The organism is Halomonas urmiana (genome assembly GCF_005780185.1).
GTDB classification, from domain to species: Bacteria; Pseudomonadota; Gammaproteobacteria; order Pseudomonadales; family Halomonadaceae; genus Halomonas; species Halomonas urmiana.
The window spans coordinates 22,537-33,017 of the sequence record NZ_VBUI01000003.1; the positions used below are offsets into that span (position 1 = coordinate 22,537).

The 10,481-nt window shown below is 71.1% G+C and carries 11 protein-coding genes; 9 read left to right on the forward strand and 2 right to left on the reverse strand.

Features of this window, described 5'->3' with window-relative positions; all coding sequences use genetic code 11:
- Positions 1–76: 76 nt before the first annotated feature.
- From FEI13_RS02500 to FEI13_RS02520, 5 genes are read left to right on the forward strand one after another with little or no spacing between them, the layout of a single operon-like run.
- Positions 77–628, forward strand: coding sequence for an NUDIX hydrolase (locus tag FEI13_RS02500; RefSeq protein WP_138179229.1), 552 nt, complete (start codon positions 77–79; stop codon positions 626–628).
- Complete coding sequence (locus FEI13_RS02505) at positions 625–1,551, forward strand: AAA family ATPase (protein ID WP_138179231.1); 927 nt, start codon at positions 625–627, stop codon at positions 1,549–1,551. Before FEI13_RS02500 ends, FEI13_RS02505 begins: the two co-directional genes overlap by 4 nt.
- On the forward strand, positions 1,548–2,504 hold the full coding sequence (locus FEI13_RS02510) for a DUF58 domain-containing protein (protein ID WP_138179232.1): 957 nt from the start codon (positions 1,548–1,550) through the stop codon (positions 2,502–2,504). The genes FEI13_RS02505 and FEI13_RS02510 overlap by 4 nt, the downstream gene beginning before the upstream one ends.
- Complete coding sequence (locus FEI13_RS19595) at positions 2,501–4,672, forward strand: transglutaminase TgpA family protein (RefSeq protein ID WP_138179234.1); 2,172 nt, start codon at positions 2,501–2,503, stop codon at positions 4,670–4,672. Before FEI13_RS02510 ends, FEI13_RS19595 begins: the two co-directional genes overlap by 4 nt.
- A gap of 24 nt (positions 4,673–4,696) precedes the next feature.
- A complete protein-coding gene (locus FEI13_RS02520) occupies positions 4,697–5,182 on the forward strand; it encodes a glutathione peroxidase (RefSeq protein ID WP_138179235.1) in 486 nt (161 codons plus the stop codon).
- A gap of 42 nt (positions 5,183–5,224) precedes the next feature.
- Here FEI13_RS02520 and FEI13_RS02525 read toward each other — a convergent pair whose 3' ends face one another.
- A complete protein-coding gene (locus FEI13_RS02525) occupies positions 5,225–5,611 on the reverse strand; it encodes a DUF7079 family protein (protein ID WP_138179237.1) in 387 nt (128 codons plus the stop codon).
- Between the two features lie 200 nt (positions 5,612–5,811).
- Here FEI13_RS02525 and fabV point away from each other — a divergent pair, with 200 nt between their 5' ends.
- The 3 genes from fabV (at position 5,812) to FEI13_RS02540 (ending at position 8,382) form a co-directional block, all read left to right on the forward strand.
- On the forward strand, positions 5,812–7,020 hold the full coding sequence (fabV, locus tag FEI13_RS02530) for an enoyl-ACP reductase FabV (protein WP_138179239.1): 1,209 nt from the start codon (positions 5,812–5,814) through the stop codon (positions 7,018–7,020).
- A gap of 62 nt (positions 7,021–7,082) precedes the next feature.
- Positions 7,083–7,295 (forward strand): hypothetical protein, encoded by a 213-nt coding sequence (locus FEI13_RS02535; protein ID WP_138179241.1) that lies wholly within the window; start codon positions 7,083–7,085, stop codon positions 7,293–7,295.
- Between the two features lie 109 nt (positions 7,296–7,404).
- Positions 7,405–8,382 (forward strand): GlxA family transcriptional regulator, encoded by a 978-nt coding sequence (locus FEI13_RS02540; protein ID WP_193555708.1) that lies wholly within the window; start codon positions 7,405–7,407, stop codon positions 8,380–8,382.
- 81 nt (positions 8,383–8,463) lie between these two features.
- On the opposite strand, the gene FEI13_RS02545 is transcribed toward FEI13_RS02540, so the two are convergent.
- A complete protein-coding gene (locus FEI13_RS02545) occupies positions 8,464–9,081 on the reverse strand; it encodes a class I SAM-dependent methyltransferase (RefSeq protein WP_138179243.1) in 618 nt (205 codons plus the stop codon).
- A gap of 141 nt (positions 9,082–9,222) precedes the next feature.
- Here FEI13_RS02545 and FEI13_RS02550 point away from each other — a divergent pair, with 141 nt between their 5' ends.
- Positions 9,223–10,437 carry an aspartate aminotransferase family protein gene (locus FEI13_RS02550; RefSeq protein WP_138179245.1) on the forward strand — a complete coding sequence of 405 codons (1,215 nt, stop codon included), beginning with the start codon at positions 9,223–9,225 and terminating at the stop codon, positions 10,435–10,437.
- The last annotated feature ends 44 nt before the right edge of the window (positions 10,438–10,481 follow it).

Sequence of the window (10,481 nt, forward strand, 5' to 3'; positions counted from 1 at the left end):
CCGCGGGCAGTCAACGCCTGGCGTGACGCTTCGGCCGGGACTGGTTAGGCTGAAGGCAATTTCACTGGAGTCCCCCATGACCGTCCAACCCTCCCAGGCCGACGCGCCGCCCGAACCGTTCATCGCCGACGAGCAGATCCAGCTGGTGGATACCCGCAATCGCCCCTGCGGCAGCGCGCCGCGGGCCGCCATGCGGCGTTTTCGTTTCTGGCACCGGGCCACCTATATCGTGGTGCGCAACGCCCGCGGCGAGCTCTGCGTGCAGCGTCGCACCCTGACCAAGGAGGTCTTCCCGGGCGGTCTGGACCTGGCCGCCGGCGGGGTGGTGGGGGCCGGTGAGGCGGTGCACGTGGCGGCGCGCCGCGAGCTGGCCGAGGAGCTCGGCATCCGCGGCGTGCCGCTGCGCCATGCCCTGGAGTTCGTGCATGCCGAACGCGGCAACCACATCTTCGGCAGCGTCTTCCTGGTCGATCACGACGGGCCGCTGACCCTGCAGGCCGAGGAGGTGGCCGACGCCTTCTGGCTGGCGCCCGACGAGGCGCTGGCCCTGGAGGGCATTACCCCGGACACCCGCCAGGCGGTCGAGGCGCTGCGCGCCACCGGCGAGCTGGAGGCCGGCCGGCCATGAACCGACCCGCACAGCTCGATGACCTGGACGCCCTGCTCGCTGTCCTCGAGGGGGTGGTGCTCGGCAAGCCCCGTGAGGTGCGCCTGGCTCTCTGCTGTCTGCTGGCCCGTGGCCACCTGCTGATCGAGGACCTGCCCGGCCTGGGCAAGACCACGCTGGCCCAGGCCCTGGCACGGGTCACCGGGCTCGATATGCAGCGCCTGCAGTTCACCAGCGACCTGTTGCCCGCCGACGTGCTCGGCGTCTCGGTCTTCGACCCGCGCGCGGGAAGCTTCCGCTTCCACCCGGGGCCGATCTTCCACGGCCTGGTGCTCGCCGACGAGATCAACCGCGCCACCCCCAAGGCCCAGAGCGCGCTGCTCGAGGCCATGGAGGAGGGGCGGGTGAGCGTGGAGGGCGAGACCCGCTCGCTGCCGGATCCCTTCTTCGTCATCGCGACCCAGAACCCCCATGAGCAGGCCGGCACCTTCGCCCTGCCGGAATCGCAGCTCGACCGCTTCCTGATGCGCCTGTCGCTGGGCTACCCGGACCCGCGCGCCGAGCGCGAGGTCCTGCGCGGCCAGGCCGGGCGAGCCCGGCTCGCCTCGCTGCCGGTGCTGCTCGATGCCGAGCGGCTGCGGGCCTGGCAGGCACGGCTCGACCGCATCCACGTGGCCGACGCGCTGCTCGACTACGTGCAGGCGCTGGCCGCGGCCAGCCGGGAGCATCCGGAACTCGCCTGGGGGCTCTCCACTCGTGGCGTGCTGGCCCTCTTGCAGGCGGCGCGGGGTTGGGCGCTGCTCGAGGGGCGCGACCACGTGCTGCCCGATGACGTCCAGGCGGTGTGGGTCCCAGTCACGGGACACCGGCTCAGCAACGGACCGCGAGAGGAGGGCGAGGCCCTGGCGCGCCATCTGCTGACCCGTGTGTCGGTGATGGGATGAGCGTGATGGCCGGGGTGGCGCCCCGCGAACCGCGCCGCGAGCGGCTGCGCCGCTGGTGGCGGGGGCGCCTGGCCACCCCGATCGACGCGCCGCTGCCTCAGCGGCGGCTATTCCTGATTCCCACCCGCTTCGGGCTGGGCTGGGCGGCCCTGGTGGTCGTGCTGCTGCTGTTCGGCATCAACTACCAGAACAACCTGGCCTACGGGCTGGCCTTCTGGCTGTTCGGCGTCGGCGTAGTGGCGCTGCTGCGCGGCTGGCTCAACCTGCTGGGCGTCATGCCCGGGCTGCGCCTGCCCCGCGAGGCCTTCGCCGGCGGCGAGGCGCGTCTTGGCGTGGTGCTGCGGGCCCGCCGTCCGCGCATGGCGCTCGAGCTGCACTGCGATGGCGCCGACGCCTGGCTGGATATCGACGAGGGGGTCGGCGAGGCCGAGCTGGCCCTGCCGACGCCCACGCGCGGCAGCCTGGCGCTGCCCTGGCTGCGCATCGAGACGCGCTGGCCGCTGGGCCTCGTGCGCGTGGTGGCCTGGGTGAGTCACGACGCCGAACTGCTGGTCTGGCCCCGCCCGCTCGAGGAGGAGGCGCCGACGGCGCGCCAGGGCGGCGCGGACGAGGATGCCGGCGACTTCGCCGGGCTGCGCCGCTTCCAGCCCGGCGACAGCCCCGGCCAGGTGGCCTGGAAGCAGTGGAGCCGCAGCGGGGTGCTCGCCACCAAGCAGTTCAGTGCGCCGCCCCGCCGCGAGCGCTGGCTCGACTATGACGCCTGCCGCGGCGATCCGGAGCGGCGCCTGTCGGTGCTCTGCGCTCGGGTGCTCGCCCATCATCGTGCCGGGGAGCGCTTCGGGCTGCGGCTGCCGGGCCTGACCCTGGCCCAGGGGGAGGGCGACGGCCAGCGCCGCCGGGCACTGGATGCCCTGGCACGATTCGGGCCGTCGACGGGGGAGGGCGCGCGATGAGCGCCCCGCGTCCGGCTTCTCGCCCCGCCCTGAGCGACAAGATGGCGCCGTTCGCCGATGGTCGGCGCCTGGACGGTAGCCTGCTGCGCCAGCTGTTCATCGGCCAGTGCCTAGTGCTGGCGCTGCACCTGGCCTGGATGCCCGTTTGGCTCCTGGCACTGGCCCTGGCGGTGGGCGGCTATCGGTGGCAGCAGTGGCGTCGCGGCTGGCCTCGCGTCGGCGTGGTGATGCGGATCGCCGCCGTGGGGGCCCTGGTGCTGGCGCTGCGCGCTCATTACGGCACCCTGGGCAGCATGGACGCCCTGATCGGCCTGCTGCTTGGCGTCTACCTGCTTAAGCTGCTCGAGACCCAGGATCGCCGTGACGCCCGGGTCGTGGTGATGATCGGCCTGATCGCCACGGCCGTGGCCTTCCTCCACGATCAGGGCATCCCCATGGCCGCCGCGGCGCTGCTGGCATTCGCCTGGCTGCTGCAGTCGCTGGTGCGGCTCGCCGGCGGCCGCGACCGTCGCCAGGCGTGGCGCGAGGCGGCCTGGCTGCTGGCGCTCTCGGCGCCGCTGATGGCGCTGCTGTTCGTCACCTTTCCGCGCCTGGGGCCGCTGTGGAGCATGCCGCGACTGGATCGCGCCTCCACCGGGCTGTCCGATCAGATCGCCCCGGGCGACATCGCCGAGCTCTCGCGCAGCGCCGGGCGAGCCTTCCGGGCGCGCTTCGAGGGCCCCGACCCCGCCCCGGGCGAGCGCTACTGGCGGGTCTATACCCTGTCGCACTTCGACGGCATCCGCTGGTCGCGGGCCACCCCCGAGCAGCTGGCCGCGACCCTGGAACGCCCCGTCGGGGCCTTCGTCGGCGTGGGCGCGCGCTCCCCCTGGCAGGCGCCGGCGACCGCGCGCTTTCGTGCCGAGCTGCTGCTGGAGCCCGACAGCCGCCCCTGGCGGCCCTCTCTCGGCGCACCGCTTGCCACCGGGCAGGCCCAGCGCTACCTGGCCGACGGCACCCTGGAGGGGCTCACCGCGCTGAGCTCCCGCGGCCTGCTGCGCCTCGACAGCAGCGGTGCGGCGCCGGCCTATCCCGATCCCGCCGGGTCGCGCTGGCACCGTCTGCTGCCGGTGCAGGCCAATCCGCGCACTCGGGCGTTGGTCGAGCGACTCTGGCGCGAGAGCGGCGGCGACCCGGAGGCCTATCTCGAGTCGATGATGGCGCGCTTCGGCGAAGCATCCTACCGCTACACGCTCTCGCCGCCGCGACTCGTCGGCGAGGATCGCGTCGACGACTTCCTGTTCGACAGCCAGGCCGGCTACTGCAGCCACTACGCCTCGGCGGCCGCCGTGATGGCGCGCATGGCGGGCATTCCGGCGCGGGTGGTAGTGGGCTTTTTGGGCGGGGAGCGTCATCCCGACGGCTACTATACGGTGCGTGATTACGATGCCCATGCCTGGGTGGAGGTCTGGCGGGAGGGCGGCTGGCAGCGCCTGGACCCCACGGCGGTGATCGCCCCGGAGCGCATCGAGCAGGGGCCCCAGGCGGTCGAGGAGGGGGCCGAGGCCTTCCTGGCCGATGCTCGCTTCTCGGCGCTGCGCCTGCGCGAGGTGGGCTGGGCGAATCGCCTGCGCCTGGGCTGGGAGCGGCTGGAGTATCGCTGGCAGCGCGGGGTGATCGGCTTTCAGCGCGAGTCGCGTCGTTCGCTGCTGGCGCGGCTGGCGGATGGCTGGCGAGCGGCCTGGGCGCACTTGGAGGCCTGGCTGCCGGGGCGCGGCGTGCTGGCCACGACCCTTGGCTTGGCGGCTCTGCTGCTGATGGCGGCGGGCGTCGCGCTGCTGGCGCGCCTGGGCGCTCACCGGTGGCGGCTGCAGCAGGACGAGCGACGCCTGGTCGGCGCCCTGCAGGCTTGGCTGGCCGGCCGAGGGCTGGCGGCGCTGCCCGGGGAGTCACCCGCCGCTCACCTTCGGCGCATCGCGCCCCGCGCCGGGCCGGCGGGCCGTGCCCTTAACGACTGCGCCGATGATCTCGAGCGGCTCGCCTATGCCCCGCTCGAGGCGCCCGAGCGGGCCGTGCGTCGGCGGCGGCTGTCGAGGCGGGTGGCCGAGGTGCGCCGCCGCCTGCCGAAGCCGAAGCCGCGGCGAGGCGGGGGCGGGGCTGGCGCCCGGGAAACCGGCGTGTCATCGTAGGAATATTGAGAGCGAGCCTGATCCATGACCATTCATGACCACGAATGCCGCACCCAGAGCGGTCAGCCCTTCAACCTCCGCGCCCTGCGGGGTCAGGTGCTGTTGATCGTCAACGTGGCCAGCCAGTGTGGCTTCACGCCTCAGCTGCGCGACCTCGAGCACCTCTATGTGCGCTATCGCGACCGCGGCTTCACCGTGCTGGGCTTTCCCTGCAACCAGTTTGCTCGCCAGTCGCCGGAGTCGGCGCTGGATTTCAGCCGCTTCGCCGAGCACGAGTTCGGCGTCTCCTTCCCGCTGATGGAGAAGGTACGGGTCAACGGCAGCGACGCCCATCCCCTCTTCGTCGAACTCAAGCGCCAGGCGCCTGGCGTGCTGGGTACCGGCATGATCAAGTGGAACTTCACCAAGTTCCTGGTCGGCCGCGATGGCCGGGTGATCCGGCGCTTCTCCCCCCGCGACGGCGAGGCGGAGCTGCGCGAGGCGCTCGAGAAGGCCCTGGACGAGCCCTGATCGCGGGCACACGCTCCAGGGCCATTGGCATTCGCGCCAGGCTCAGGGGGTCTCGCCGCGCTCGACCATCACGCGCCCGATCAGCTCGTTCCAGCGATGGCGCGTCATCATGGTGGTCAGCCCCGAGAACAGCACCCAGCTCTTGCGCCGCCAGCCTTTGAGCCGCAGGTTGTGGGAGACCAGCTGCTGCATCAGCTGATAGTCATCGAAGGAGCGCCACTCGCCGGCCACCGACAGCTGGTGGCGAGCCATCACCGGGGCGAGCTCCAGGCGGAAGATCCACTCCAGGTCGCGCAGGCTCAGCTCGTGGCGCTGGATCTCGGCGACCATGCGCGCATAGTCGGTCTCGCGGGGCTCGCGCTCCAGCCACAGCGGGGCCAGTGCGAGCCACAGCTCGCCGCGCTCATCGACCAGGGTCTGCGCATCCATCCACTCTCTCCTGCAGGGTTTGCCGCTCGGGCGTCGCAGGCAATCCTGCACCAGCCGGGCAGTGGCCTCAAGGGCGGACAGCCGGCGCCCTTGCCGCTAGAATGTGGCCCACTCCGGCACGGCTCATGCGTTCGTGCCACTCATTCGAGGCCGACGGCCGTGCCCGGCCGTCGTGTCCGCCAGCAAAAACGAGGTCTGTCGTGATCATCAAGCCCAAGGTTCGCGGTTTCATCTGTACCACCACTCATCCCGTCGGCTGCCAGCAGAACGTGCTCGAGCAGATCGAGGCGACCCGCGCGCGCGGCCTGGACAAGGCCAACGGCCCGAAGAAGGTGCTGGTGATCGGTGCCTCCAGCGGCTATGGCCTGGCGGCGCGGGTCACCGCCGCCTTCGGCTACGGCGCCGACACCCTGGGCGTGTTCTTCGAGAAGCCGGGCACCGAGAAGAAGCCCGGCACCGCCGGCTGGTACAACAGCGCGGCCTTCGACAAGTTCGCCAAGGCGGAAGGGCTCTACAGCAAGTCGATCAACGGCGACGCCTTCTCCCATGAGGCGCGCGAGAAGGCCATCGAGCTGATCCAGCAGGACCTCGGCCAGGTCGACCTGGTGGTCTATTCGCTGGCCTCGCCGGTGCGCAAGCTGCCCGACTCAGGCGAGCTCAAGCGCTCCAGCCTCAAGCCGATCGGCGAGACCTATCGCGCCACCGCCATCGACACCAACAAGGACGCCATCATCGAGGCCGAGGTCGAGCCCGCCACCGAGCAGGAGATCGAGGACACCAAGGCGGTGATGGGCGGCGAGGACTGGGAACTGTGGATCGAGGCCCTGGATCGCGCCGGCGTGCTGGCCCCGGGCGCGCGCAGCGTGGCCTTCAGCTACATCGGCACCGAGATCACCTGGCCGATCTACTGGCATGGGGCTCTGGGCAAGGCCAAGGAAGACCTAGATCGCGCCGCCGGCGAGATCGACCAGCGCCTCTCCGCCACCGGCGGCGGCGCCAACGTGGCGGTACTCAAGTCGGTGGTCACCCAGGCCAGCGCCGCCATCCCGGTCATGCCGCTCTACATCGCCATGGTCTACCGGGTGATGAAGGAGAAGGGGCTGCACGAGGGCACCATCGACCAGCTCAACCGCCTGTTCGGCGAGCGTTTGTACCTTGGTGAAGGGCAGGGCAGCGCCGAGACCGACGAGGCCGGCCGCCTGCGCCTGGACGACTGGGAGCTGCGCGACGACGTTCAGCAGGCCTGCCAGGACCTGTGGCCCCAGGTGACCACCGAGAACCTCTTCGAGATCACCGATTACGCCGGCTACAAGCACGACTTCCTGAAGCTGTTCGGCTTCGAGCGCGACGACGTGGATTACGACGCCGATGTGAACCCAGTAGCCGACTTCGATGTCGTGAACCTGTAGGGCCCCGCGTTTTCGGCAGGTGTGCAGACGCGGGATCGGTTCTCCAGCGAAGGAGGCGAGCCATGGATACCCGCGACAGCAAGACGCCGGAAGAGGAACTGCAGCATCTCAAGGAAGTGAGCCAGCCCGAGGACTACGATCAGCCCGAGCCGGACGTGGAGCAGCCCGAGGCCAAGAGCCCGCCCGGCAGGCTGCCTCGCGTGCTGCCCATCGTCATCGTGGTGCTCGGGCTCGCGGCGGCGGCCATGCTGCTGCTGAGCGGCAACGGCCCCTAGGTTGCCGCCGTTGCCCCGCTCTTCCGGCGGGGCTGTGGATCCCGCCCGGCCTTGGGTAAGATAGGGGCTTTCCCCGTGCCTGCCGGCGCCGACCCAAGGCCAGATCCGCATGCCCGACTCCGTTTCTTCCCCTCGCCCGACGTCGCTCACGCGCCACGTCGGCGTGGTGGTGCTGCCTGGCTTCTCTCTGCTGGCCGAGGCCTGTGCCACCGAGCCGCTGTTCGTGGCCAATCGGCTGGAAGGGCGATCGCTCTATCGGCTGACCACCTTCGCGACCGCGGCCGGCCCCGTGGCGAGCGCCTCTCAGCAGGCGCTGATGCCCCAGGCCGGCATCGGCGAGGTGGACGACCCGCTCGACCTGCTGCTGGTGTGCGCCCCCGGGCCCCTCGCCGGTCGCATCCCCGAGGCCCTGGTCGACTGGCTGCGCCGGCTCGCCGGTGCCGGGGTGCTGCTGGGCGGCATCGGCGGCGGCACCGAGGTGCTGGCCCGGGCCGGGGTGCTCGACGGCTACCGGGCCACGCTGCCCTGGCAGCGCTTCGACGCCGTCGCCGATGACTTCCCCCAGGTGCGCCTCTCGCGCCAGCTCTTCGAGATCGACCGCGATCGCCTGACCTGCGGCGGCGGCACCGCCGCCATGGACATGATGATGACCCTGGTGGGCAGCCAGCACGGCCCCCGGCTCGCCGAGCGCATCTCCGAGCACTTCGTGCTGGAGCGCATCCGCATGGGCGACGAGCCTCAGCAGATGCCGCTGCGCTCGCGGCTCGGCAATGCCCCCGAGAGCCTCTCCGAGGCGGTGGCCCTGATGGAGTCCAACATCGAGGAGCCCCTGACCACCCACGAGCTGGCCGAGCACCTGGGCATCTCGCGGCGCCAGCTCGAGCGCCTCTTCAAGAAGTACCTGCAGGCCGTGCCCAGCCGCTACTACCTGGACCTGCGCCTGCAGCGGGCGCGTCGGCTGCTGCGCGAGAGCGACCACCCCGCCGGCGAGATCGCCCTGCTGACCGGCTTCTCCTCGGCGGCCCACTTCTCCACCGCCTACCGCAATCACTTCGGCATCACGCCCCGCGAGGAGCGCCTGGCCTGAATCCGGCAGGCGCCGTGGTGGTGATCGGCGGCGTCTGGTGCCCCCAGGAGCCGCCTGCGCAGCGGCGGCCGTTCGGCCCGATCAGGCGGGGCGCGCCAGCAGCGCACGGAACAGCGTGCCCATCATCACCGGGGTATCCTGCTCGATCACGAAGCCGGCGCCTTCCAGCAGCGGCCGGGCCTGGCGGGTGATGTCGGTGGCGATGGCCGAGGTCAGGGCGTTGAGCCCGCGGCGGGGCAGGCTCGCCGGGCGCGCGTCGGCCTGGAACTTGTCCATCACGCAGAGCTGGCCGTTCCCCTGCAGCACCCGGCGGGCCTCGGCCAGGCCCTGCGCCGGGTCGGGCATCACCGCCAGTATCAGGTGCATCACCACGACGTCGAAGTGATCGTCGGGATAGTCGAGCCGCTCGGCATCCATCACCTCGGCCTGGACATCGCGACCGAGCCCCTCGGCACGGCGCGCGAGACGCCGCACCATGGCCGGCGAGAGATCGCCGGCATGCAGCTCGATGTCGCGGGGCAGCCAGGGCAGGTCGAGCCCGGTGCCGGCCCCGACCAGCAGCACCCGCATGCCGGGGCGCCAGTCCACCTGTTCGACGGCCCGGCGGCGCGCCTCGCGAAAGGCGCGCTCGGCCACCAGGTCGTAGACGGGCGCGTAGAGGCCATAGCGGATCCGGTTCCAGGCCGTGGTGTTGAACATGACGGGCTCCTGTGGAGGGGGCTCTTCAGCCTACCCCATCCTTTTACACAACTCGCCGTCCCATTGCTGAAAGCTTCCCGTCCCGGCCCTCCCTATACTCGAGGTATTCCAAGATCCCTTATTCCGAGTATGGAGAGCGACATGAGCCAGACCCCGACCCGCGCCGACTTCGACCAGTACATGGTGCCCAACTACGCCCCCCAGAAGGCGATCCCGGTGCGCGGTGAGGGGAGTCGCCTGTGGGACCAGGAGGGCAAGGAGTACATCGACTTCGCCGGCGGCATCGCCGTCAACGCCCTCGGCCACTGCCACCCGGTGCTGGTCGATGCCCTCACCGAGCAGGCCAACAAGCTCTGGCACCTGGCCAACGTCTACACCAACGAGCCGGCCCTGAAGCTCGCCCAGGCGCTCGTCGAGCGCACCTTCGCCGACAAGGTGTTCCTCTGCTCCTCCGGCGGCGAGGCCAACGAGGCGGCACTCAAGCTGGCACGCCGCTGGGCCTACAACGAGCATGGCGAGCACAAGGACAAGATCATCTCCTTTCGCCAGTCGTTCCACGGCCGCACCTTCTTCACCGTCAGCGTCGGCGGCCAGCCCAAGTATTCCCAGGGCTTCGGGCCGATCCCGGGGGGCATCCTGCACGCCGAGTTCAACGACCTCGAGGCGGTGCGCGAGCTGATGGGCGACGACACCTGCGCGGTGATGGTCGAGCCGATGCAGGGCGAGGGCGGCATCCTGCCGGCCAGCCAGGAGTTCCTCGAGGGGCTGCGCGCGCTGTGCGATGAGCACCAGGCGCTGCTGATCTTCGACGAGGTGCAGACCGGCGTCGGCCGCAGCGGCTCGCTCTACGCCTACATGGAGTACGGCGTGACCCCGGACATCCTGACCAGCGCCAAGTCGCTGGGCGGCGGCTTCCCAGTGGGCGCCATGCTGACCACCGACGCCATCGCCCCGGCCATGGCCATCGGCACCCACGGCTCCACCTACGGCGGCAACGCCCTGGCTTCCGCCGTGGCGCTGGCCGCCGTCGAGTACATCGACACTCCCGAGGTGCTCGAGGGCGTCAAGCATCGTCACGACCTCTTCCGTGAGCACCTCGAGGCGATCAATCGCCAGTACGGCGTGTTCAAGGAGATCCGCGGCATGGGCATGCTGATGGGCGCCCAGATGTCTGACGAGTACGAGGGGCGTGCCAAGGAGATCCTGCCGCTGGCCATCGAGGAGGGCCTGATGGCGCTGATCGCCGGGCCCAACGTGCTGCGCATGGCGCCGTCGCTGGTGATCCCCGAGGAGGACATCCGCGAGGGCATGGCACGTCTCGAGCGGGCGGTGGCGCGTCTGGTGGCGGGGCAGTGAGCCGCGGCTCCCCGATGCGCGACGACTCATCCCCTTACGGAGAT